This is a genomic window from Fibrobacter sp. UWT2 (genome assembly GCF_900142545.1).
GTDB lineage: Bacteria > Fibrobacterota > Fibrobacteria > Fibrobacterales > Fibrobacteraceae > Fibrobacter.
In genome coordinates this window covers 16,062-41,120 of record NZ_FRBF01000018.1, presented here as the reverse complement: position 1 = coordinate 41,120, position 25,059 = coordinate 16,062, and the positions used below count along the sequence as shown (strand labels likewise).

Genomic DNA, 25,059 nt, shown 5'->3' with positions numbered 1-25,059 from the left:
CTCAAAAACTAGCATTTTCTAAATTGTGGGACAGGAGATTTTATGTCGAAATTGAAGATTTTTCTTGTATTGCTGATGTGTAGCGCCTGTTTTGCCATTCCCTTCAAGGTTGAAACGGTTAGGGAAGGCTCCGGAGACCCAATTCGGGCAGGTCAGCTTATCAGGGTGCATTACAAAAGCTACGTGTATTTAGACAGCGTAAAAATCTTGGCTGAAAAAGCCCGTCTCGCCGATTCCCTGCGCATTGCAGATTCTCTTCGTCTTGCAAATGACTTTAATTCCGATCAGATTGCTGGAATGACAAAAGTTGACACGACGAAATTGGTGAACGACAAGTCCAAGAAGAAAAAATCCAAGAGCAAAAAAGAAACTCCGGCTGCAGTAGATACGGTTGCCGCAGTAGTCGATTCTTCGGCAGTTCCCAAAACCTTTGTGGATTCTATCGCACCTCTTCCGACCGATACCCGTTTCAGAATGTTCTCGGAATCTTATGCCGGCGGCGAACCGCTTGAATTCACGCTGGGTATGGGTCTTGTGATTCCCGGTTGGGAAAAGGGCCTGCTGGAAATGAAGCCGGGTGAAGTCCGCAAACTTTATGTGCCTTACCAGATGGGCTATGGTGAAAACTCTCTCGAAGGCGTTCCTGAATATTCCGACCTGTTCTTTATTGTAGAACTCGTCAGTGCAGATCCTCCCATGGAACCCGATGTGTTCCCCAAGAGTGTGGAAGGACTCAAGTGGCGTGAAGCGGCAAAGGGACTCAAGGTTTATGACGAAAAAATTGGTAACGGAAAGCCTGCCGTAGTAGGTTCCGTGCTCAAGACGCATTACACCGGCTGGCTCCTTTCGGGCCGCAAGTTCGGTTCTTCTAAGGATATCGGCAAGCCTCTTCAGGTGGTGATGGGTGCCGGCAAGATGATCAAGGGCTGGGAAGTCGGTCTCGAAGGAATGCGCGAAGGTGGCGTGCGTTGGTTCCGCGTGTCTCCGGCCATGGGTTACGGCGCTACCGCCTATTCCATGATTCCTTCTAATTCCACGTTGATTTTCCGAGTAGAATTGATTTCTTCCGAAGTGGACGATGCCGTTGTCGCGAATATGGATTTCTTCCCCGACACCACGACGCTTACATTTGAAAACGGCCCCGAAGGTCTCCGCTATGCAATTATCAAGCAGGGCGAAGGCGATCCCGCTCAGAAGGGCAATGTGGCCAAGGTGCATTACACCGGTTGGCTTACCAACGGTTACAAGTTTGACAGTTCTCGCGATCGTGGACAGGTCTTTGGATTTACGCTGGGTGCCGGCCGCGTGATTCGCGGTTGGGAACTGGGTGTGCAGGGCATGCTCCCTGGCGAAAAGAGAATCTTGGTGGTGCCGCCCGGACTCGGTTACGGTGCCCGCGGTGCAGGCCCGATTCCTGGTGGCTCTACACTGATCTTTGCAGTTGAATATCTTGGAGAATAATTATGGAAATCAAATGGCTTAATCCTGATGCAAAATTTGACCGTCTTGTTTTGGCGGGCGATATTGGTGGCACTAACACGAACCTTGGCTTGGTGGGCTACAAGGACGGCAAGTTCACACTGATCCTTGAAACGGATTGCCCGTCCAAGGATATCGATGGCTTGGATGCCCCGATTCGTGAAACGCTCAAGATTGCAGTCGAAAGTCGCGCAGACTTGAAGCCGTCCCACATTTGCATTAGTGCCGCCGGCCCCGTGGCAAACAACAAGTGCGTCATGACCAACCTTCCGTGGAGTGTCGATGGCGATGCCCTTAGCGCTGCGACGGGAATCCCGACGCTCGTGATCAACGACTTCATGGCCATTAGCTACGGCATCCCGACACTCGATGTGGATGATCCCGCCCAGATTCACAAACTCGTACATACCGACGGTAGCACGCCTGCTCCGCAGAAGACCACCAAGGCCGTGATTGGTCCGGGTACCGGCATGGGTGTCGGCTTCCTCGCCTTTGACGGTCAGAAGTATATTCCGGCTTGCTCCGAAGGTGGCCACTCTACGTTTGCCCCGTTCGACAAGGATTCCCAGGAATTCCACGATTACATGGAAAAGAAGATCGGCATGGTTCCTGGCGTCGAACCGCTCGTTTCCGGCATGGGCCTTCGCAACATGTATGAATGGTGGAAGGAAACCCGCGGTGTTCCCGATAACGAAGCCTTCAAGAAGATTGAAGAAACCGAACCGAATGATCGTCCGAAGTACATCAGCCGCGCCAGCGATACCGATCCGGTCGCTGCCGAAATGATGCGCCTGTTTGTGAAGATGCTTGCCCGCTTTGCAAGTGACGCCGCTACGCTGTTCCTCCCGCTGGGTGGTTTCTACCTGGCTGGCGGTACCGTGCAGAAGGACCTTCGCTGGCTCGAACGCGACAACCTGTTCATGAAGTATTTCGAAAAGAACTACAATCCGAACATCCGTCCGCTCCTGAACAAGATTCCGGTGTACGTCATCAAGGATTACAGCATCAGCCTTTATGGCGCTGCTAACGCAAGCCTGAACTTGCAGAAGTAACGCCCGTTCGACAAGCTCAGGGCTGGCATTGCGTCATCTTGAGCTAAACGAAAAAACTCCGCCCAAAAGCGGAGTTTTTTTTTGATATTCGTATTTTCGAGACTTATTCCCAGTCGTCGAAGTTGTCTGCGGCCGGAGCTGCGGGTGCAGGTGCCGGTTCCGGAGCGGGTGCAGGAGCAGGAGCCGGTTCGGGTGCCGGTGCGGGTTCAGGCTCAGGTGCGGGAGCGGGAGCCGGTTCGGGTGCCGGGGCAGGAGCCGGTTCAGGCTCGGGTGCTGCAGCCGGTTCATTATAAGTATTAGAATTAGAGTAAGAGTTGTTGGAGTAGTATTCGTCGCCACCGGGGTTGCCGACGTCGTCGTTCTTGCTCTTGTCGACCCACCAGGCATAGTTCAGCGGAGAGAGAACTTGCTTGCCGTATTCCTGGGCGTTGGCGCTAGATTCGAAATAGCCGACGCGGATGCGGTAGTAGGTGCCTTCCAGTTCACCCGGGTTTTCCACTTCGGCGACATAGGCCTTGATTCCGCTTTCGGCGAGCTTTTTCACGATACCGTCGGCGGCTCTCTTGGAAGACTGGATGCTCACCTGAATGACGTATTCGCCCTTGGAAAGGGGCTGGACACTGCCTGCGGCAGCGGGAACTGCATTCTTGGCTGGTTCTTCAACGGCCGCATCCTTGGATTCGGCGTTTCCAGAAAGGGACTGGATGGGTACGAGTTCCGGTTCGTCGGCCTTGGGCTGTTCGGCGGCCTGTGCAGCCGGCTGTTCTGCGGGGGGCTTTGCCGGATCCATCTTCGGGACGAGTTCTTCTTCATCATTGCAAGCCACAAGCATGGAGCTTGCAAGGGCAATGGCACTCAGAGACAAGATTGACTTTTTCATCCAATTCTCCAATTTTTAGAAAATAAGACAACATAGACGGTCTTTTATAACAAAAATATACATAAGTCTATGATAATCCGCAAGTTAAATTGTAAAATTTATTCAAAAATGGCGGCAAAACGGGCTTTTTATTATACCCTTGACGAATTTCCGTCAATTAAATATATTTGGCTATCCAAAAACGAATTTCTAATTTAACCAAAGGATAATCGTGATCGGCGTAATTGTTAAGTCCAACGAACCTTTTGAACGCGCTCTCAAGCGTTTCACCAAGTCCTGCGAAAAGAATGGCATCATTTCTGATGTCAAGAAGCGTCAGCGCTTCGAAAAGCCTTCTGAAGAAAAGAAGCGCATCGAAACTGCTGCTCGTCGCAAGCGCTTGAAGGAAATCGCTGACCAGAACCGTAAGCGCCTCTACTAATTTGCTCCCGGTTTCCGGGTCAAATTGGCAGTCGCCATCAAGGCATCGATTTTTGTAATGAGTCGTCGGTCCATGACCGGTGGCTCGTTGCGTGTTTCTAGAGAATTATAACCGCGGATGAGTCCGCAAAGGGTAAAACCATGAGCAGTGCATTGCTGACTAAGATTAAGGATGATATCAAGGCCGCCATGAAGGCGCACGATTCCGAAACTCTCGGAACGCTCCGTACCCTCCATTCCGACATCAAGAACGAAGCCATGAAGAGCGGTGCCACTCCGGCACAGATCGAAGAAACGATCACCGACGAAATGTGCGTCGACGTTCTTGCCCGCAGTGTCAAGCAGAAGCAGGAAGCCATCGACATCCTCACGAAGGGTGGCTTCATGGACAAGATTCCGGCTGAAGAAGCAATCATTGCCCTGTACCGCAAGTACATGCCTGCCGAAATGACCGAAGACGAAGTCAAGGCCCTCATTGCAGAAATCAAGGACGCGACGGGTGCCTCTAGCCCGAAAGACATGGGCAAGATCATGAAGGAACTTTCCCCGAAGGTCAAGGGCCGTTTCGACGCCAAGCGCGCCTCTGCCCTGGTTCAGGAAGCGTTGAAGTAATATAACGCGTCATCCTGAGCGGAGAGGCGTAGCCTCGAAGTCGAAGGATCTAGACCCGCATTGTCATGCCCGGCTCGACCGGGCATCTTTTTTTTTCATATCTTTTCGCTATAATGCCCACTTCGCAATCCAAAATCCAGGAACTGGAACTGCTCTACAAGATCAGTTCCATTCTGAATCAGACACTTGATTTCGAGAGTGTCGCACATCCGATTCTTGAAGTGGTGGAATCGACGATGGGCGTGGAGCATGCGACGCTTACGCTGTACAACCGCCACACGGGCGAAATCTCCATTGAAATTGCCGAGGGCTTGAGCAGCCGCCAGGCGCGCAAGGGCCGTTACAAGGTGGGCGAGGGTATTACCGGCCGCGTCGTGGAAACGGGCAAGCCGATTATCATTCCCTCGGTCGCGAAGGACCCGGACTTCCTCGACCGTACGGGCCGCGGCAAGACGGAGGACAAGGCGTTCCTCTGCGTGCCCGTGATTATGGAACACCAGGTGATTGGCGCTTTCAGTGCTGACGTCCAGAATCCGGTCGAAGATGAACTTCCTGAAAAGTTGCGTCTGCTTGAAATCATCGCGCAGATGCTTGCCGCAGCCGTGAAGCTCCGTCGCGAAGCCCGCGAAGAAAATGAACTTTTAAAGGCTGAAAACGAACGCTTGACCTTGGAACTCAAGGATCGTTTTCACCCGGACAATATCATCGGGCGCTCTAGCGAAATGCAGCGCGTGTATGCGCAGATTGACCAGGTTTCTCGCAGCCCCCTGCCGGCACTCATTGTGGGTGAAGTCGGCACGGGCAAGGGGCTTGTGGCCGAAGCTATCCATTACCGCTCCGACCGCAACATGGGCCCGTTCGTCCGCGTCCATTGCGCCTCGATGCCGGAATCGGTTTTGGACCGTGAACTTTTCGGTAGCGAGCGCGGCGCGTTGGTGGGTGTCATTGCAGAAACGCCGGGCCGCGTAGAACAGGCCGACGGCGGTACGCTCTTCCTAGACGAAGTGGGCGAACTTTCGCCAAACCTTCAGGTGAAACTTTTGCGGTTGATGCAGCATGGCGAAGTGGAACGCATTGGCGCCCGCATTGCAAAGAAGGTGAACGTTCGCGTGATCGCGGCCACCACCAAGAGCTTGCAGCAGATGGTGGAAGAGGGAACCTTCCGCGAAGACCTCTATTACCAGCTGCACATTTTCCCGATTTATGTTCCGCCCCTTCGCAACCGCAAGACCGACATTGTACTTTTGGCGGACCATTTTGTGGAACACTATTGCCGTATCGTGGGCAAGAACGTTCGCCGTCTCGCACGTACGACCATCAACATGCTCATGAGTTACCCGTGGCCCGGAAATGTCCGTGAACTGGAAAACGGTATTGAACGTGCTGTTCTCGTGACCGATGAAGACGTCATCTATCCGCACCATTTCCCGACCACGCTGCAGACTGCCGAAACCAGCGGTACGCCCGTGTCCGGTAACTTGAAGCGAATGGTTGAAGCATACGAGAAAGACATTATCTGCGACGCTCTCAAGAGTAGCAAGGGCAAAATTGCCGCTGCGGCGCGGAGTCTTTCCACGACCCCGCGTATTCTTACATATAAAATAAACCAGCTCGGTATAGACCTCGCTGGTTTTGGAAAATAGTTTTGTGGGGCTAAGCCCCATCTTTTAGTTGAACGTTGCCGAGAACATCACGTTGACACCGAAGGCATTTGCATCGCCCATATCATCTTTGTCTTCGGCGGCTCCGTAAGTAAATGCGGCGGATACGCCTAAGCCCCAGTTATCGCTGACCCACCATTCTTTACCGACGGCAAGCTGGACGCCGAGACCGCTATCGGTTTGTCCTGTAATTTCGTTGTCGCTGTCCGTGTTGTCCTGAAGGTTAAATGCTGCCAAACCGATTGAACCGCTGAAAAAGACGTTTTGCGGCAGGTAGTAGGTGACGCCAATGCCAAACATAGACATGCTTTCGCTTCTATCCGAGGTGGAGCCAATTTTTTTACCGTCTCTCTTTGCTTCGATTTCGCTACCATTGGCGACACCAAGAATTGTAGCGTGCAAAAGGGTGTTAGGTGCAATGCATCCACCCAATTTGATGTCAAATTCAGATGACATGCCGTTAGCTTCCATGTCGAATATAGCTTTGTTGGCGTCGTAAGTAAAACCCTGATAGCCAAAGCCCAGTGCCAAGTTCAAGAAAAAGCCGTCGTGGGTATGGGATTCGGCCATAGCCATTGCAGCGACCGCAAGTACGGCGATGAATATTTTTCTCATTGTAGAATTCCTCCTTTTAGGAAATTAAGTTGTGCAAATATAAATTAATTGCCCCTTATGTCAATATTTGGGGTCTTTTTTTCACTGTTTCCACGTCCTCCTAAAACTGAAAGACGTCAATCTCTTTCTATATTTCCTATCTGGAAAAAACAAAAGGAAATAAAATGCAATTCCGTCCTGTTAAAGAACAGCTTGATATTTTGATGCGCGGCGTTATCGATGTTGTGCCGCAAGATGAACTTGAAAAGAAACTTCAGAAGTCTTACGATACCGGTGTTCCTCTCCGCGTGAAGATGGGTGTGGACCCGACTGCTCCGGACGTGCACTTTGGCCATACGGTGGTGATGCGTAAGCTCCGCCAGTTTCAGGACCTGGGTCATACCGTCGTGCTCATTGTGGGTGACTACACGGCTCAGATTGGTGACCCGAGCGGCCGTAACAAGGCTCGTCCGCGTCTCAGCCATGAACAGGTTCTCGAAAACGCAAAGGAATACCAGGAACAGTTCTTCAAGGTCGTTCGCCGCGACCAGGTGGAAATCCATTACAATGGCGAATGGTTCTCTAAGCTCCCGTTCAGCAAGGTGACCGAACTCATGGGTCAGTTTACCGTGGCCCAGATGCTTGAACGCGAAGACTTCCACAACCGTTATGCAGCCAATACGCCGATCAGCTTGCACGAATTCATGTATCCCATGATGCAAGGCTACGATTCCGTCGCCATCAACAGCGACGTGGAACTCGGCGGCACCGACCAGAAGTTCAACGTGCTTCGCGGTCGCGACTTGCAGCTTTTCGAAGGCATGGAACCGCAGATCGGTCTCTTCATGCCGATTCTCCTCGGTACCGACGGCAAGGTCAAGATGTCCAAGTCCATCGGTAACTACGTGGGCCTCAATGAACCGGCCGACGTGATGTACCACAAGATTTACAGCCTCGCCGACAGCATCGTTGAAAACTGGTTCGAACTTCTGACCAACATTCCGCTTGCAGAAATCAAGCAGATGATGGCCGACATTGCCGCAGGCAAGATGAACCCCAACGATGCCAAGCACCGCCTCGCTATCGATATCGTGACGCAGTACTACGGCGCAGAAGCCGCCGAGGCCGCCGCTGCCAAGGAACGTGAAATTCACAGCGGTAATGCTATTCCGAGCGATGCTGCCGAATGCAGCGTGGCGGCCGGCACCTATGGTGCCCTGGACCTGCTCGTTGAAATCAAGGCCTTCGCCTCCAAGGGCGAAGCTCGTCGCATGGTCCAGAACGGCGGCGTGAAGATTGCCGGCGAAAAACTTGCCGATCCGCAGTCCCAGATCGAAATCAAGGGCGCAGACCAGCTGGTTGTTCAAGTTGGTAAGCGTAAGTTCTTCAAGGTGAATTTCTAGGATCATGTCGCAGGAAATCCTAATTCTCGGGCTCAATCCCGCTTGGCAACGCTTGTTCTACGTGGACAAGTTTACGCCTGGCGAGGTTCACCGTATCGGAAAGATCGAAGAATATGCCTCGGGCAAGGGCATCAACTGCGGTCTCGTACTGCACCTTTTGGGTGGTACGCCGCTGATGATGCATTTCTTGGGCTCGGAACACGGCACAAACATCTTCGATGAAATTTCCGGCTACGGAATACAGCAGGCGCCCGTATGGATTAAGGAACCTACCCGCATTTGTACGACTATCGTAAGCGAAGGCGAATCTACGGAACTCATCGAGCCCTCGCCGGACCTTACGGAATACGAAAACGAAGATTTTCTTCAGACAATTAACGACTACTGGAGCTCGACGCAACGGGTCGCCTTGTGTGGAACCTTCCCGCAGGGTTTCAATGTCGAACAGCTGAATGCGCTGGACTTTGCTGGCAAGAAAATCTACGTGGATGCCATCGAAGATGTGGATACCTGGCTTGAAAAGGGTGTGGAACTCCTGAAGATCAACCTCAAGGAATACTGCAAGCTTCTTTCTCGACTTGGAATTCCCCAGGTCATGTCGAGTCCGCAGTTCTGGAAAATGACGGCGACGGCTGTGCTGGAAAGGCTGCCTATCAAGAACCTGGTGGTTACCGACGAAGAATCTCCGGTCAGGGCCTTCCGCCTGGTCGAAAAGAAATTCCAGGGCGTGCAGCTCTTGCCGCCTACGGTCCAAGTCAATAACCGCATCGGTGCTGGCGATTCCTTCTTTGCGGGTTGGTTATACGCCGATACTATGGGCCTCGATTTTGAACAATGCCTCGTGAAGGCAACGGCTGTCGCTTCTGCCCGCTGCGAGGTGGAACGCCCCTGCAATATCAAGGTGGAACGCGTTGCAGAACTTGAAACGGCTATAGCCGATGCAGTAGAAAAACTGGAGTAAGCGATGGCTGATGCAGACAAAAACTTCCCGAATAAGAATCATTTGTTTGCGTTTGCAACCCCTGCTGAATTCGCCTCGATATTTCCGGAATACGCCGGTTCTGCCGATGATGTTACTTCAGATAAATTAATTGAACTCTCGGGAAACCGCGGCTACGCTTGCGTTCTGGGGCTTGGAATCGTAAGCTTTGCGACGAATTTAACCTATCTGATTTCTTCTGCAAAACAACAAGGAATCCGTATTTCTGCGGTGTTCATTCTCGGCGTCTGTGGAGCCTATCCCGGTCGTGGAATCAATGTACTTGATGTCGTGCGCATCGATTCGGAATGCGTGGGGGATATGGGCTATCAGGAAAAAGACGGCTCTTTTTCTCCGTTCCCCAGTTCTGTGCGCGCAACGGCTGTTGAACACGCTCCGTTGCATTTGCAGAAGCTGAAATCTGCCGTAGGCCTCACGGTCAATTGCTGTACGGGTACCGAAGAAATGGGGTACGCGAGATCCAAAATGTTCGATGCCGATATCGAAAACATGGAAGGTGCTGCAGGAATTTCGGCCTGTATTGCCCACAATACGCCAGTCTTTGAAATTCGAGCTGTAAGCAATATTGCCTCCACTCGCGATCGTGCTTCTTGGAAATTTAACGAAGCACTCGCCGCCCTCCGCCAAGCCGTTTTTCTCGAAGTAATCTAAGTTTTGACACCTCAAACCTCAAAGGGCCATAGGCCCGACCTCATACCTTTATGCACCTTTCCCTCGGAATTTCCACCTGTCCTAACGACACCTATATTTATGAAGCCCTCGTTCAGGGCCTCGAAAAATCACCTTTTGAATGGGATGTCCATTTTGCAGATGTGCAGACCCTCAACGAAATGGTGCGTCGTGGCGAACTCGATGTAGCCAAGGTGAGCGCCCAGGTGTACCCCAAAATCGAGGCAGAATACGCCTGCCTTGGCTGTGGTGGCGCTATCGGGTATGGTTGCGGTCCGTTATTGCTTTCGTCTGTAGGCAGCGCTTTTTGCCCCGAAAAACCGGTCGTTTTGCCCGGCGCGGACACGACTGCGGCCCTTTTATTCAAGTTCTGGCATAAAAAAACGGGTCAATCCGAGCAGAAAATCGAATACGCCCTGTTCGATCAGGTGTACCGTTCCCTGCGTTCCAAGGAGGCTGTACAAGGCGTTGTAATACACGAACACCGCTTTACCTGGAAACGCGATGGCCTTTATTTGCTGCAAGATCTGGGCGCTTTCTGGGAAGAAAATACGGGAACTCCCATACCATTAGGTATTGCTGTGGCGAAGCGTTCCCTCGGCGAAAATGTGATTTGCAAGGTCGAGGCAGAAATTCGGAAAAGTTTGGAAATTGCCCGAAAACGCGAAACTTTGGTGACGCCTTTTATCGACAAATTGGCTCAAATTGATGACCCGAATGTCATGGAAGCGCACATTCGAATGTTCGTAAATGACTTCTCCGAAGATATCGGAAACAGGGGAAAAGCCTCCTTGGAGTCCCTCTGGGCGTTAGTTCGTGGTGAATAGAATGTTAAAAAATGAAAAAAAATGCGTTTTTTGACGTTTTTTGAACAATTTTTTACAAATCGGCTAAATTTTAGGAATAACTTTAATTTATTTTCCATACTGCATATCTTTATATGGAGTTTGCTTATGAGCTTAGTGAACGATCTTGAACTGGAAGTCGAGAACTTCAAGCGCGAGTACGAAAAGTTCGAGCGCGGTAACAAGTCTGCGGGAACCCGTGCCCGTAAGGTTTTGCAGGACATCAAGAAGACCTGCCAAGAGATTCGCGTGTCTATTCAAGGCGCGAAAAAGGAAGAGGAAAAGGCCGAACCGGCATCCGCCGATTGACCTTGAACGGGTTAGATATACCTCGATGAAACGATTTTATCGACATTTTCTCAATTATTTAGGCATTTTTTGCGAAAAGCGTTTGACTAATGCCGTTTTTAGAGGTATATTCCCACTTGAATTTTGCATTCGCCGTTTTGGCGGGTGTATAGGTTTTAATTTCAAAGTGTTCTATGATTGGAGAAACGTAGCAGTATGACCCTAAAGAAACTGGTCTTAATCACGGCCGGGGCGATGCTTCTTTCTGGAACCGCCATGGCAAAGAATATCAATGTTCCTGGCGACTATCAGAAGATTGCAGATGCTCTCGGTAATGCGGACGCCGGGGATACCATCCTTGTCAAACGCGGAACTTATAACGAAAACATCACCCTGATCATGGGTGTTGTACTTAAGGGCGAGGATCCCCACACGACCATCATCGATGGTGGCCGTAGAGGTCCGACCGTCATGGGTACTTCGGGCGCCGAAATGTCGCACTTCACTGTGAAGAACGGTCTTGAAGGTATCCTTTGCGAAAACGCTGCCCCTTACATTCACCACTGCTATGTGCTCGACAACCATGCCACGGGTATCGGTGCGTTCATCTCGCTCCCGCATCTCCGCAACAACGTGGTGTACGGCAACCGCTGGTCCGGCATCCTCGCTTGGGGTGCTAAGTCCCTCGATGCCTTCATCGAACACAACGTCGTGCTCCGTAACGGTTACTCTGGCCTCGCCTTGAAGGGCCCGACCAACGTGACCGCCCGTAACAACATCTTCATGGAAAACCACTACTACGGTGTGTTCGCCGACCCCGCTGCCGGCCAGACCAAGGTGGAATACAACAACATCTACAAGAACTACTATCCGTTCAACCAGTTCATCAAGGTGAACCGCACGAACGTTTCTTTGGATCCGAAGTTCATCAACCACTCTCTTTCTCAGCCGAACTTCTACTGCCAGTCCACCTCGCCGATGCTCAAGCGCGGTAAGGGCAAGGCAGACATCGGTCTGACCGCCGCTGAACTGGTGAAGGAAGAAGAAGCCGTTGAAGAAACTCGCAATCCGGATACCGATGGCGATGGCCTCTGCGATCCGTGGGTTTCTGAAGAAGGTGTTTCCGACAAGTATGCAAGCGTTTGCACCGGCCTCGACAACTGCCCCGAAGAAGCTGAAGACTTCGACGGCTACCAGGACGACGATGGCTGCCCGGATGCTGACAACGACCGCGACGGTCTCTGCGACCCGTGGGTTGAAGCTAAGGGTATGCTTGCTACCTTCGCTCACATTTGTAAGGGCGTTGACCTCTGCCCGGAACAGGCAGAAACTCTCAACAGCTATAAGGATGAAGATGGTTGCCCGGACGAAGTCCCGCAGCCGCCTAAGAAAGTCTTCGTGTTGGAAGGCGTGAACTTCGAATCCGGTAAGGCTACGATTACTCAGGATTCCTACGTTTCCCTCATGAAGGTTGTGGACATTATGGAAACCTTCACCGAAGCAACCTTCGAAATTGTCGGTCACACTGACAACGTCGGTAGAAAGGAATCGAACATGCAGCTTTCTGCAGACCGCGCCGCTTCCGTGAAGAACTTCCTCGTGGAAAAGGGCATCAACGAAAGCCGTATCGTTACGAGCGGTAAGGGTGACACCGAACCGGTTGCCACGAACAAGACCCCTGAAGGCCGTGCCCAGAACCGTCGTATTGAGTTTATCCGTACGGATATCAAGTAAAGGAGTAAGTGATGCGTACTAGTGTTATTAAAACAGCAGTCCTTGGACTCACGGTAGCCAGCACTTCCTTGTTTGCAGAAGCCACTTATTCTCCGCACAAGTATCAGCAGAATGACTGGTTTGCAGAATTTGGTGGCAATACTGCCATGTATGTGAACCCCGCAGGAATTTCCGAAACTGACCAGTTGGAATTCAGCGCTGCGTTCTTTAGCTCTATTAGCGGTGAAGCTAGCCAGGAATACGTTAGCTTGACCTTCCCGATGGATTACAAGCACACTCTCGGTTTCTCGTTCTTCGAAAACGGTGCTTCCATTGACGGCGGCAAGTCCTACGGCGAATACGCCTTCTTGCTCGGTTATGCCTACAGGCTCATGCACTGCATCGCCTTGGGTATTGACGTGTCCGTGCTCTACATCAACCAGTTCGATGATGTGAAGCAGGTGACTGTCGGTTCCGACGTGGGCTTGAGCTGGAACCCGCTCAACTCTTCTAAGTTCGGTTACCTCTTGGTGGGCGTTGCCCTCCAGAACATCGCCCAGCCGGGCGTCAGCATGGAAGATGATGGTGGCTTCGTTGCTCCGGGCTTCTTCGGTGGCGACCGCGACGATGCTTACAACATTCCGTCTAACCTGAACTTCTCCCTCTTCTGGCGTGGTTTCAACCGCGTAATCGAAGCTAAGGCAGAACTTTCTCTCATCGACGTGTTCCATTCCGACTCCGAAGGTGGCGACGGTCTGAATCCGGAAATGAGCTTCACTTTGACCTACTACCTCTCTCCGCACCTTGGTGTCCGCCTCCGCTTCACGAAGGAAGGTTACCCGGTTGCCGGCGCTACGGTTAACGTCAAGGACGTGAGCATCTTCCGTTACCTCGCTCTCGACCTCGAAATGTCTCACGATGACCTTTACGCCAAGAAGAACCGTGGCTTCATCTGGGCTGTCAAGCTCACCAGCCGCTTCGGTGACACTCGTGAAGAAAAGATCGGTGAAGAACGTTATCGTCGTTTGAAGATCGAACCGGAAAACGATTACCGTGCTGCAATGCGCCTCTACTTGAATCGTGAATTCCTCCAGGCTGCTTATGCCTTCGGTAAGGTTCAGACCAAGTACCCGGCATTCCACCTTGTGGACCAGGCCGCATTCTATAAGGCAAAGTCTTTCGAAAACCTCCGCATGCACAAGGCTGCAAAGTCTGTGTACGAAGACGCTATCAAGCGCTATCCGCAGAGTGACCAACGCGCCAAGTATCACTTCCAGTTGATGAACATCGACTATAAGGAAGGCAAGTACATTGACGCTATGGCCAAGTACCAGAATATTGCTCAGAAGTTCGGTGAAAGCGACGTGAAGGCTGACGCTGACTACGTTGCCGGCCAGATCAAGTTTGAACAGGGCCTCTATCAGGAATCTGTCGACCTGCTCGCCGCCATTCTTCCGGGTAACGCCAACTACTTCTACGCCCGCTATACCATGGGTATTGCTTACAGCCGTCTCGGCAAGTTCGACGAAGCTGAAAACTGCTTCCGCGACATTACCGAACAGCCGGTGTCCAACCAGTCTGAACGCGACTTGCAGGACGCTGCCAAGGTGAAGCTCGGCCACATTTACTTCTCTGGCGAAAAGGCCGACATTCCGGCTGCCGCCCAGATGTATGGCCAGGTCCAGCCCGGTTCTCCGGTGTACGACGAAGCTATGCTCGGTATCGCATGGTCCTTCCTCAAGGTGAACAAGCCTGATGAAGCCATCAAGCCGGCTCAGTGGATTATCAAGAATATGCCTGAATCCTTCCTCGTGTCTGAAGCTTACCTCGTTCAGGGTTACTGCTTCTTCATCAAGAAGGACTACAACAATGCAGTGAAGTCCTTGGAACAGGCTGAAAAGCGTACCGAACAGCCGGTCGTGACCGTTGCCGCTCGCGACAGCGCCCGTCAGGCCTTCGACGCCATGCAGGACGAATTTGACTCTGTTCAGGTGAAGGCTCTTGACCTCGCTCGTCAGCTCCCCACGCCCCGTGTGCAGAGCAAGCGCGAAGCCTTGCAGCCGAGCTTCGACAAGGCTAACGCCGCTATCGAAGACTACGCCGCATTCACTCAGAAGGCTATTCAGAGTGACCGTTTCGAATCCAACCGTAAGCGCATCTTGGATGACGCAGGCTTCACCCTCGCAACTGTTAAGACCAAGATGGGTCAGGGTGCTGCCAACTCCGAAGCTGCTCAGGAACTCGAAAGCTTGGATGATGACTTAGATCTCGGCGACGACGACGGCGGATTGGAATAACAAAGAAGACGTTAGACCTGGCTTGAAACAACCAGGTCTTCCCCTTTTTTATCTTAATAGGTGGAAAGAGAAAAATGAAAAAATTTTTGCTTGTTGGTGCAATCGTCTGCTCGCTTGTAGGCTCCTCCTTTGCAGCGTCAGATCCTTGTAAAGACAAAGTCAATGAAGCCAAGAAATTGGCGGCCAAGTGTAAGGCTATGCCGAAGGGCTCTGAAAAGACCCAGTGCGCTAACTCTTACAAGGTGTTGAAGCACCAGGCCGAACAGGCTTGCCGTTCCGGCGGCCTCGATGAAAAGGGCATGGAAGATGCCATTCGTCAGTGGGAAAAGCAGGTTAACAACTGTAAGGGCAAGCAGAACAAGCGTTGCGCCTCTGCTCTCCAGCAGTTGGGTCATTACCAGTTCCAGCTCGAAGAAAAGCACTTCCTCGATAAGAACGCCCAGTACGAAGAAGATGTAGCATGGTGCGCCGACCGCGATAACAAGCCGGCAAAGTGCGCCAACATCGACCAGCTTCCGAAGGCTGACCACCAGAAGTCTTTGGGCTACTTCCTCGAATACATCGACAAGTATCCGAAGGAAGACAAGACCCCGACGGTGATTTACCAGGCTGCCGCCGTGCAGGAAGCTAGTGGCGAAGACGACAAGGCATACAAGCTCCGTATGCAGCTCGTCAATGACTTCCCGAACAACGGTCTCGTTCCGAAGGCTTGGCTCCGTATTGCGGAATACCACTTCATGAACCGTAAGTTCCGCGACGCTATCAAGGCGTACAAGAAGGTGACCGGTTTCGAATCCCTCACGGGTAAGGAAGCCGCACTTGCCATGTACCACTTGGCAGAATCTTACTACAACATTGCAGAATACGAAACCGCTGCAATCAAGTACTACGAATATATCATCGGTGCTGACAAGGGTAAATACCCTGCAGACTTGCGCGCAGAAGCTATGGACTTCATGGCTGCATCCTTCTCTGACCTTGAAGGTGGTGGCGTGCAGGAAGCTGAAGCTTTCTTGAAGGACAAGAAGGTTCCGTTCAAGGACTCTGTCTACTACCGTATCGGTATGAAGAACAAGGACCACGACCGTAACGAAGAAGCCGTGCAGTCCTTCAAGCGCTTGATGTCCATCAACCCGGACTACATCGATGCTCCGCTTGCTGATATTGCGATGATTGAAATCCTCATCATCCAGCAGAAGTTTGAAGAAGCTCAGCAACACCGCTACACCGTGGTGAAGCGCTATGACCGTAGCTCTTCTTGGTACAAGAAGAACCAGAAGTATCCGGAATCTGTGAAGAACGCTGAAACTGCTATCCGTGGCGCTATGCTCGACATTCCGCAGTACCACCACGCTCGCGCTGCTAAGCTCACCAAGGAAGGTGACCTTGAAGCCGGTAAGAAGCAGTATGCAGAAGCTATCAAGGCTTACGAAGCATTCCTGAAGCGCTACGCCAAGGAACCGACCTGGGACGAATACAAGGTTCACATCAACCTCGCTCTCGTGTACCAGGAAATGGGCCAGTTTGCTAACGCTGCCAAGATGTTCAACTGGATCGTCGATACTGATACCACTCGCTACGGCCGTCGCCCGATGGGCTCCGAAGCTCTCCTGAAGAAGGAAGAAGCTGCATATAACGCCGTGCTCATGATGGACCAGTCTCGTGAAAACGCCAAGAAGAAAAAGTATGGCGACGATGCTGTGAAGGCTTACAAGTCTGAAGAAACCAAGGCTTACTTCGATCAGGTTAACAAGTACATGGCCAAGTTCGGCCAGAACAAGGAAGCTGCAGAACTTGCATACAACGCCGCTATCGTTCATTACGATGCCAAGCAGTTCAAGGTGGCTGTGGGCGTGCTCCGCAAGCTGAAGCAGGACTTCCCGAAGCATCAGTACATTTTGCTCATCAGCCGTATGCTTGCCCAGTCTCTCTTGGAATCTGGTCAGTATGACGAATCCCTTACCGAATTCGAATGGCTGTACAAGCAGTATACCCAGGTCAAGGAAACTCGCAACGACTCCATGGCCAAGGAAATCGAAAAGGCTATCGCTTACGTTCTCTTCCAGATGGCTGAACAGTCCGTTAAGCAGGGTCAGTACCAGAAGGGTGCAGAAGCTTACCTCGCTCTCGTGAAGCGCTACCCGCTCATCGACATTGCTGACAAGGCTGTGTTCGAAGCCGGTGCCGCTTATGAAAAGGATCAGCAGTACATCAAGGCTGCAGAAACCTTCATGATTCTCCCGAAGCAGTATGCTAAGTCTCCGCTCACCATCAAGGGTATCGTCCGTGCTGGTGACGCTCACAAGAAGGCTGCTAACCTGAAGAAGAACGACAAGAACTACTACGAACAGGAATACCGCGAAGCTGCTCAGACCTACTTGTTCATCACGAACAACTTCCCGCAGGATTCCATGGCCTTCATGGCTATCGGTTCTGCAGCTCAGGTCTACGACACCATCGCCGACAAGAAGTCTGCCGCTGTGACTTACGAACTTGCTTACAAGCGTTATCCGAAGGATGAACGTACTCCGGGCTACCTCTATAGCGCCTGCTTGAGCTACGACGAAGCCAAGATGACTGACGAAGCAATCCGTTGTAACAAGGACCTCGTCCGCGACTACCCGAAGAGCTCCTACGCTCTCGACGCTGCATTCTCTATCCCGATGGCTTACGGTAACGCTAAGAAGTGGGATATCGCTGCTACGGAATACCACAACTTCATCAAGGCTTACGGTAACGATGACAAGGAAAAGCTGATTGCTGCCTACATCGGTGCTGCCCGTGCCTACATGGAACTTAAGGAAGAAGACAAGGCTGTCGAAGACTACCGCAAGACTCTCGAAGCCTACGACAAGTACGGTCTTCAGATCAAGAATGCTGACCCGGGTGTTCCGGCTGAAGCTGCCTTCTACCTCGGTGAATACGAATACCACAAGATGGATCCGTATGTTCTGAAGGGCAAGGAAAAGGAAAAGGCCAAGACCATCAAGACCTTGGTTGACATCCTCCAGAAGGCTATGAGCCAGTACTCCAAGTCTGCTACCTACGCATCTGAACGTTGGACCTTCAAGGCCACCAACAAGATGGGTATGCTCTTCGTGACCATGGCCGCCAAGATCCGCGAACAGGAACTCAACGGCAAGAAGGAAGAAGAAAAGTTTGCTGAACGTATCGGTATCGTGCAGCAGCTCCCAAGCTACTATGAACAGGCTCGTCCGATCTTCCAGAAGAACATTGACCTCGCTCGCGACCAGGGCTTCTACAACCAGGACGTGATCGAAGCTGAAGAAGGCTACATTGAAATGTACTACCAGGGTTGCGCTGTGTTCGTCGAAGTGGCTGACGCATTCGCTAACTCTCCGCTGCCGGACTCCGCTTCCATCGTGAAGGAATACGTTGAATACGAAGGCATGGCCAAGGAAGACGCAGTTGAAGCTGTCCACGAAGACTTGGAAGCTTACCGCGAAGAATTGACCAACCGTTCTAACGGCGCTAAGGAACTCGCTATCCCGCAGTGCGCAACCGGTATCAAGGCTGCTGCTCACTACGGTATCGAAAACCAGTGGACCGAAAAGCTCTTCGAACTCCTCAAGAGCCTCGATGAAAACAACGAGACCTTGAACACCAAGATCGAAAAGTTCGACCCGTCCACCTTGTTCTCTGACCCGGCTTACTTCAAGACCAAGGCTCGCTTGGAACAGATTGCTAAGTCCGAAGTCATGACTCCGGAAGAACAGATCACGACCTACCGCGAAATCATCAAGGACGCCAAGGCTGAAAACGAAAAGCTGAAGGCTGAACTTGCTGACCTCCAGAAACAGCTCGCTGGTGGCTCTGCTTCTACCACGTCCTCTTCCATGAACTCCATGGACGATGAACCGGAAGCTGCTGCTGAACCGGAAGCTGCTCCTGCCCCTGCTCCGAAGGCCAAGAAGAAGGCCGCTAAGAAGAAGGGCAAGAAAAAGTAGCGGTAAAAACAATTTTACGGGGAACCTAGTTCATAGGGTTCCCCTATTCTATAAGGGTAAAAATGGCGTTTTTTGAGTAGTAAACAAGATTTTACCGGCTCGACTACACAATTTTGCCCTAAAAAAGATTAAATATGAACAAAGATTTTTCAAAATAAACCAAAACACTCAATCAAGGAGTACTCTAATGTCTAAAATGCTTCAATCCTTCAGCCCTGAATCTGATGGTTACCAGTTCATGTGGATCATCCTCGTGGTGTTCATGATTGGCCTCGGCTTCTCTGTTGAACGCTGCCTTTACATCATGGTGAAGAGCGCTAAGGGCCGTAAGGATTTCTTGGCCAAGTTCGGCACTCACATTTCTGCTCAGCGCTATGACGAAGCTCTCAGCTATGCCAACGCAACCAAGCTCCCGATCGCTCGCGTGATGGCTGCAATCGTTGCTGCCCGTAACGGTGGTCGCGAAACCATGTCTGCTGCTTGCGACGCAGTGTTCCTGACTGAAGCTCCCCGTCTGACTCGTTACATTAGCATCATCCAGGTTATGGCTTCCATCTCCACGTTGCTTGGACTTATGGGCACCATTTACGGTCTGATCTACACCTTCGACGCTGTGGCTAACAAGCCGGCTGCTGAACGTGCTAAGGCTCTTTCCGACGGTATTGCTATCGCTATGGGTACCACGCTCCTCGGCCTTCTCTCCGCTGTGCCTCTTCTGGTCATCGTGGGCCTCCTCAACATGAACTCCGAACGCCTCATCCAGGAAATGGAAGAAAAGGGCCTCAAGATTATCAACTCCCTCGCTTAATCGAAAACAGAGAGATAATTTTAACGGAGTTATAAAAAAATGGCAAGACAACTTAAGAAACCAGCCAAGCCTGAAGAACCGGACCTGTTGCCGGCGATGGGCTTGTTTACCATCCTGATTCCTATGCTGTTGTCTATGACTGCTTTCTCCAAGCTCGCCATTGTCGAAATCAACATGCCCGAACGTAGCATGATGAATATGACTGACGATCCTCCTCCGGAACCGGACCAGCAGGCTCTGAACCTCTCGCTCGCAATCACGCCGGAATACCTGGTGATTGGTGCCCGCGGTGGTTTCCAGCCGAACGTTTACTTCAAGGAAATGTGGACGTTCCGTTGCAAGTCCGATGCGCAGCTCATTACGTATGCGCCGGAAGATGTTAAAGCAGCCGTGGAAAGCGGTCATGGTCCCAAGTGCAAAGATGGATCCGAAATGGATAAAGAGAAGTATCTCTACGAAATCGAAACCATCGAACTCTGGGCCATCAACAAGGAATCCGAAGAAGACCCGGGCCGCGTAATTTGGGCCGTGTATTCTTCTCAGTCTGAAAATGTACCGGATAGCGCATACGTGGACGGCAACAACGCCTTCCTCGCAGCTCCTGGCGAAGGCGCCATGGGTCTTACCCCGCCGCCGATGCTCAAGAAGCCGAGCGCTGGTGCTGTTCTCGCAACCCTCACTCCGAACTCGGCTCGTAACCTGAAACCGGATGTGGCTGCAAAGAACATCATCTACCCGCTTTCCGCCTACGATTTGATCGCTAAGGACCTGATTCAGATCCATACGCAGTTCATTGACCTCGAAGACGTCGATAACATCATTATCGTTGCTAACGACGACACCCAGTTCGACAAGATCATTCAACTTATGGACCGTGCTAAAGAAGCCGGTTTCAGCAAGATCAACCTTGCTAAGCTGGGAGGTTAATCATGGCTAGAAAGACTCGTAAATTTAGCGAAGACGTACCTTTCTCTTTGACGTCCATGATGGACATGATGACCATCATTCTGGTGTTCATGATCAAGAACTTGGACGCTGAAGGTCAGCTTTTGACCCAGGCCGAAAACCTCATCCTTCCGGTGTCTACCTCTAAGGTTCAGCCGAAGGAAGTGGCTCTGACGGTCGTGGTCGATAACAACTACGTTGTGGTCGATAACGCAAAGATCGTTCCTACCGAAGATGTCTTGAAGCAAGAAGATCTTCTTGTGACCAAGGTGGACTCCGTTCTTAAGGAACGCCGCGCAACGGAACAGGAACACGCTCTTAAGATGGGCCTTCCTGCTGACGAAGCCGGTAACATCATTGTGCAGATCGACAAGAACATCCCTTACGATGCAATGTATAAGGTCATGGCCACCTGCGGCTTCTCTGGCTACACGCACATTGCATTCGCCGTTATGCAGAAGAACGGAGGGGAGGAATAATTATGGCTAAAAAGAATACTCCCGAAATGGATCCGTTAGTAGCGTCCCTGATGCCGGAATCCGACAAGAAGATGGGTGCTATTGCCGGTATCTCTTTAGTCGTAGCTTTGGCTATCTGCCTTTGGGCTTCCATGTACGAACAGGTGGTGGACGAAGTCGTGTTCGACGACTCTGCCGCTGCTGATCTTACTGCTTCTATGACCATCGATGAAAAGAAGGAAGAGAAGAAGGAAGAGAAGAAGAAGGAAGAACCCAAGAAGCCTCGTAAGAAGGCTGGTGGTGGCGGCAAGCCGCGTGGTAAGGGTCAGCCCAACGCTCCCCAGACTCGTGGTGTGCTTAAGCTCTTGACTGCTCAGACCAAGAACGCATCTGCCGGTGCATATGACCTCATGAAGAACCAGAAGTTCTCTAAGGACATCGACAAGGTGCTGAAGGACGTGGCTGGCCTCCAGACGACGGGTAAGACCGTTCTCGGTGGTCGTCGCGGTAAGGCTGACGGTGGTTTTAACGAAGGTTATGCCGAAGGTGGTTCCGGTGGTATCGGTGACGGCCTGGCAGGTCTTCTCGGCGGCGGTGGCGGTGGTATCGCTACCAAGGCTAAGGGCTCCATCAGAACTCCGTCTGAACGCGATATCGACATGGGTGCCGGTGGTGGATCTCGTTCCGCTGCAGACATCATGAAGGTTGTGCGTCAGCGTACTCCTGGCCTGCGCCACATCTACAACAAGTTCCTGAAGAAGAAACCGGGCTTCCAGGGTAAGGTTACCTTGAAGTTCACGATCGCTCCGGGTGGCGAAATCATCAGCATCTCCATTGCTTCTTCTACGACCGGTTACGGCGAATTTGACGGCGAAGTCAAGACCGCTGTGAGCCGCTGGAAGTTCAGCAAGGTGAAGTCTGGTAACACCACTGTTACGATCCCGTTCACCTTCTCCGAATAATTCGGCGAAAACTTGAAAAAAGACCGGACTACCAAGTCCGGCCTTTTTTTTATTGTTGCGGCATGGCTTTTTTGTATGAAAAAAAGTTGATTTTGTTTAAAATTTTGTTGCGTTTTTCGTTTAATTAAACTAACTTTAAAACAGAAATTTCAATAGGAGTTTTTCAATGAACTTAAGAACAGCTGCCGCGGTTGGTGCCGCATTCGGTATTCTTGGCGTCGGTTCTGCATTCGCAACCTTTGCACGTGTGGAATCCATGGGCAAGAACACGACTTACATTATGGATGATGTGAGCATTTTCGACAACCCTGCCAATGCAAACCTCTACTCCAACTACTTGATCGGTGGCTTTGGCGCATACACCGACAACGACATGACTGCTGGTGGCAATGTTGATCCGCAGCATCCGACCTTCGGTGGTATTTTCGCCATTTCTTTCGGCGATGACAACAATCCCGATCCGAAGTTCACGATCGGTGGCTTGTTTGGCCGTATCAACCAGGACCTCGCCATGTATCTGCCGGACTATGTGCAGACTGGTAAGAGAGGCTACGTGGTTGTTCCTGAAACTGTGACCAACTTCGATGGTTTCTTGGGCGGCACCTTCTCTAGCGGCGACGCTTGGGGTTTGCACGTTTATATCGCTCACCAGGATGGTGGCGACCTCGATGAAAGCGGCGTTTACCAGCCGGATAGCAAGGCTTACGCTTCCCTCGTCCAGTTGGACGGTGGTTTGAACTTCCAGATGGGCAGCGGCACCTCTTACGAATTGTCCGGTGGCATTGCCCGTATCCAGTACGGCCCGGATCGCCACGACTTCTTTGACGACGGCGATTTCTCCATTCTCGCCAAGGCCCGTGCCTTCTTCACCATGGAAGCTATCGATGGTGAACTCGTGCCGGCAGTTTCTATGAAGCTCGCTCAGGCTCCTGGTATCGATGACAAGCGCACTCAGGCCGGTCTCGGCCTCAATGTGGCTATGGATCGCGGCTTCTTCTGGATGGGTCTGGACTTCATTTGGAACCAGATGAAGGCTCACGACTGGGTCTATGACAAGTCTCTGAATGGCGGCGCATGGGTTTATGACTCCCGTAACGAAGACGATCCGAACTGGGACAAGCGTTCCGATGTCGGTGGCAAGATCAGCTTCGGTATCGAACGTAATATCTGGTGGGATTGGTTCGTGATCCGCGTGGGTGGCCAGAAGTCCATTCTCTACACCGATTGCGACGTGAATTCCAAGAACGAATACACTGCCGACCGTTACGGCATCTGCAAGGACGACGGTACGTTCTTCTCTACCAACCCGCTGGCTGACGGCTCTGCTGACGACCACGTTGGTTTCGGTTTCGGTATCAACATCGAAGAACGCCTGAAGATCGACGTGACTGTTGCTGAAGACGTGCTGTTCCGCAACCCGTTCCAGGGTGAAGGCCGCATCTTCTCCAGAGTCGATGCCACCTACTCGTTCTAATTTGGAACATTGGACTTAAATGCGAAGACGCTCCCCAAAGGGAGCGTCTTTTGCTTATGCATTCTTTCTACATTATTGCTATGAAATTTTTCTCCTTAATTGTACTCGCTCTTACGATGTTCCTGATGGGCTGTTCCGAACCGACGGAACGCATTGAAAATAAATTAACGGACTACCTGCAGGACGACTTGAAGTTCATGGTGGCCGAGACCATGAAGGCGTCCAAGGGCCGCGACGGTTTGCTGGATACGCCTTATTACCGCGTGAAGGATTTTAGGTTGTTCGATGGCGCCGAGGCTCGAATCTATGCAGCCTATGCGGAGGTGGATTTCTTTATCTACAAAGACATCGCCATGCATGAAAAGCGCAAGTATCGTTATGACGTCAGCACCCGCGGATGGGACCGTTACAAGAAGGAATGGAAGTTCGGTGCGGACACGCTGAAGAATTAGAAATTTCCTATATTTTTTTATGGAAGTTAAATCTTAAACAAGGATTGGATTTTGTTCGGCCTTTTTTCTTGCGATATCGGTATTGACCTCGGTACGGCGAATACGCTTGTTCATGTAGGAGGTCAGGGAATTGTCATCAATGAACCTACGGTTATTGCTGTGGACAGCAAGAACAACCGTGTTTCTGCCATCGGTTTCGAAGCGAAGAAGATGCTTGGCCGTACGCCTGGCGAAAGCCGTGCGGTGCGCCCGATGCGTGATGGCGTGATTGCCGATTTTGAACTGGTCGAAACCCTTTTGCAAACTTTTATTAAGCGTGTGCAGAAGTACCCGCTGTGGATGGTGAAACCTCGCGTGGTGGTCGGTGTGCCTTCCGGTATTACCGAAGTGGAAAAGCGCGCCGTGATCGATGCTGCCAAGCAGGCCGGTGCCAAGGAAGTTCACTTGGTGCACGAACCTATGGCTGCCGCTATCGGTATGGGTATCCCCGTGGAAGACCCTGTAGGTAACATGATTGTGGATATTGGCGGTGGTACCTCCGATATCGCCGTAATCGCCTTGAACGGTACTGTCTGTAACGCTTCTGTGCGTGTGGGCGGTGATGAAATGGACGAAGCCATTGTCCGCTATCTGCGCACGATGTACAACCTTTGCGTGGGCGATAGCACTGCTGAACAGATCAAGATCCAGATCGGTTCTGCAAGCCCGCTGGAAGAAGAATTGACCATGGAAGTGAAGGGTCATGACTTCTTGGCTGGCATGCCGCGTACCACGACGATCAACAGCGCTGAAATTCGCGAAGCTCTGAATGAACCTGTGACCGCCATTATCGAAGCGGTAAAGCAGGCCTTGAGCATTACTCCGCCGGAACTCTCTGCCGATATTTACGACAAGGGTATCATCATGACAGGCGGTGGCTCTCAGCTGCGCGGCTTTGACGAACGTATCCGTAAGGAAACGGGTCTTTCGGTGAATGTGATTGATGAAGCCCTGACTTGTGTTTGCAAGGGTGCTGCCCGCATTCTTGAAGACTTGGATAAATACCGCCCGGTTTTGATTGCTTCCTCGAACTAACTTGA

The 25,059-nt window shown here is 51.6% G+C and carries 22 protein-coding genes; 20 read left to right on the top strand and 2 right to left on the bottom strand.

Annotated features, from left to right (window positions below; all coding sequences use genetic code 11):
* The first annotated feature begins 42 nt into the window (after positions 1–42).
* Positions 43–1,461 (top strand): FKBP-type peptidyl-prolyl cis-trans isomerase, encoded by a 1,419-nt coding sequence (locus BUA40_RS11690; protein WP_255369299.1) that lies wholly within the window; start codon positions 43–45, stop codon positions 1,459–1,461.
* 2 nt (positions 1,462–1,463) lie between these two features.
* Positions 1,464–2,531, top strand: coding sequence for a glucokinase (locus tag BUA40_RS11685; RefSeq protein WP_072801036.1), 1,068 nt, complete (start codon positions 1,464–1,466; stop codon positions 2,529–2,531).
* A 103-nt stretch (positions 2,532–2,634) separates the two neighbouring features.
* Here BUA40_RS11685 and BUA40_RS14260 read toward each other — a convergent pair whose 3' ends face one another.
* Positions 2,635–3,411, bottom strand: a complete 777-nt coding sequence (locus BUA40_RS14260; RefSeq protein WP_083585385.1) for an SPOR domain-containing protein — start codon at positions 3,409–3,411, stop codon at positions 2,635–2,637.
* A gap of 211 nt (positions 3,412–3,622) precedes the next feature.
* On the opposite strand from BUA40_RS14260, the gene rpsU reads away from it, so the two are divergent.
* The 3 genes from rpsU to BUA40_RS11660 all read left to right on the top strand — a co-directional run bounded on the left by rpsU (position 3,623) and on the right by BUA40_RS11660 (position 6,086).
* On the top strand, positions 3,623–3,832 hold the full coding sequence (gene rpsU, locus BUA40_RS11670; RefSeq protein WP_014546541.1) for a 30S ribosomal protein S21: 210 nt from the start codon (positions 3,623–3,625) through the stop codon (positions 3,830–3,832).
* A 140-nt stretch (positions 3,833–3,972) separates the two neighbouring features.
* A complete protein-coding gene (locus BUA40_RS11665; protein ID WP_072801035.1) occupies positions 3,973–4,443 on the top strand; it encodes a GatB/YqeY domain-containing protein in 471 nt (156 codons plus the stop codon).
* A gap of 113 nt (positions 4,444–4,556) precedes the next feature.
* On the top strand, positions 4,557–6,086 hold the full coding sequence (locus BUA40_RS11660) for a sigma-54 interaction domain-containing protein (RefSeq protein WP_072801054.1): 1,530 nt from the start codon (positions 4,557–4,559) through the stop codon (positions 6,084–6,086).
* Positions 6,087–6,110: 24 nt separating this feature from the next.
* Here the strand turns inward: BUA40_RS11660 and BUA40_RS11655 are convergent, their stop codons facing one another.
* On the bottom strand, positions 6,111–6,719 hold the full coding sequence (locus tag BUA40_RS11655) for an outer membrane beta-barrel protein (protein WP_072801034.1): 609 nt from the start codon (positions 6,717–6,719) through the stop codon (positions 6,111–6,113).
* Positions 6,720–6,883: 164 nt separating this feature from the next.
* Between BUA40_RS11655 and tyrS the strand changes: the two genes are divergently transcribed.
* The 15 genes from tyrS to BUA40_RS11580 all read left to right on the top strand — a co-directional run bounded on the left by tyrS (position 6,884) and on the right by BUA40_RS11580 (position 25,054).
* On the top strand, positions 6,884–8,101 hold the full coding sequence (tyrS, locus tag BUA40_RS11650) for a tyrosine--tRNA ligase (RefSeq protein WP_072801033.1): 1,218 nt from the start codon (positions 6,884–6,886) through the stop codon (positions 8,099–8,101).
* 4 nt (positions 8,102–8,105) lie between these two features.
* Positions 8,106–9,062 (top strand): 1-phosphofructokinase family hexose kinase, encoded by a 957-nt coding sequence (locus BUA40_RS11645; protein WP_072801032.1) that lies wholly within the window; start codon positions 8,106–8,108, stop codon positions 9,060–9,062.
* 3 nt (positions 9,063–9,065) lie between these two features.
* The gene (locus BUA40_RS11640; protein WP_072801031.1) at positions 9,066–9,752 is read left to right on the top strand and encodes a phosphorylase family protein; all 687 of its coding nucleotides are present in this window, start codon (positions 9,066–9,068) and stop codon (positions 9,750–9,752) included.
* Between the two features lie 50 nt (positions 9,753–9,802).
* A complete protein-coding gene (locus BUA40_RS11635; protein WP_072801030.1) occupies positions 9,803–10,597 on the top strand; it encodes a 1,4-dihydroxy-6-naphthoate synthase in 795 nt (264 codons plus the stop codon).
* Between the two features lie 126 nt (positions 10,598–10,723).
* Positions 10,724–10,924 (top strand): hypothetical protein, encoded by a 201-nt coding sequence (locus tag BUA40_RS11630; RefSeq protein ID WP_072801029.1) that lies wholly within the window; start codon positions 10,724–10,726, stop codon positions 10,922–10,924.
* 195 nt (positions 10,925–11,119) lie between these two features.
* Positions 11,120–12,637 (top strand): OmpA family protein, encoded by a 1,518-nt coding sequence (locus BUA40_RS11625; RefSeq protein ID WP_255369298.1) that lies wholly within the window; start codon positions 11,120–11,122, stop codon positions 12,635–12,637.
* Positions 12,638–12,648: 11 nt separating this feature from the next.
* On the top strand, positions 12,649–14,913 hold the full coding sequence (locus BUA40_RS11620; RefSeq protein ID WP_255369297.1) for a tetratricopeptide repeat protein: 2,265 nt from the start codon (positions 12,649–12,651) through the stop codon (positions 14,911–14,913).
* A gap of 74 nt (positions 14,914–14,987) precedes the next feature.
* Positions 14,988–18,881: a tetratricopeptide repeat protein gene (locus tag BUA40_RS11615; RefSeq protein WP_072801026.1), complete on the top strand. Its 3,894-nt coding sequence runs from the start codon at positions 14,988–14,990 to the stop codon at positions 18,879–18,881.
* A gap of 187 nt (positions 18,882–19,068) precedes the next feature.
* Positions 19,069–19,689: a MotA/TolQ/ExbB proton channel family protein gene (locus BUA40_RS11610; RefSeq protein WP_072801025.1), complete on the top strand. Its 621-nt coding sequence runs from the start codon at positions 19,069–19,071 to the stop codon at positions 19,687–19,689.
* A gap of 39 nt (positions 19,690–19,728) precedes the next feature.
* The gene (locus BUA40_RS11605) at positions 19,729–20,616 is read left to right on the top strand and encodes an ExbD/TolR family protein (protein WP_072801024.1); all 888 of its coding nucleotides are present in this window, start codon (positions 19,729–19,731) and stop codon (positions 20,614–20,616) included.
* 2 nt (positions 20,617–20,618) lie between these two features.
* On the top strand, positions 20,619–21,113 hold the full coding sequence (locus tag BUA40_RS11600) for a biopolymer transporter ExbD (RefSeq protein ID WP_072801023.1): 495 nt from the start codon (positions 20,619–20,621) through the stop codon (positions 21,111–21,113).
* A gap of 2 nt (positions 21,114–21,115) precedes the next feature.
* Positions 21,116–22,054 (top strand): AgmX/PglI C-terminal domain-containing protein, encoded by a 939-nt coding sequence (locus BUA40_RS11595; RefSeq protein WP_072801022.1) that lies wholly within the window; start codon positions 21,116–21,118, stop codon positions 22,052–22,054.
* 166 nt (positions 22,055–22,220) lie between these two features.
* On the top strand, positions 22,221–23,528 hold the full coding sequence (locus BUA40_RS11590) for a hypothetical protein (protein ID WP_072801021.1): 1,308 nt from the start codon (positions 22,221–22,223) through the stop codon (positions 23,526–23,528).
* A gap of 80 nt (positions 23,529–23,608) precedes the next feature.
* Positions 23,609–23,980: a hypothetical protein gene (locus BUA40_RS11585; protein WP_072801053.1), complete on the top strand. Its 372-nt coding sequence runs from the start codon at positions 23,609–23,611 to the stop codon at positions 23,978–23,980.
* A 51-nt stretch (positions 23,981–24,031) separates the two neighbouring features.
* Complete coding sequence (locus tag BUA40_RS11580; RefSeq protein WP_072801020.1) at positions 24,032–25,054, top strand: rod shape-determining protein; 1,023 nt, start codon at positions 24,032–24,034, stop codon at positions 25,052–25,054.
* Positions 25,055–25,059 lie beyond the last annotated feature (5 nt).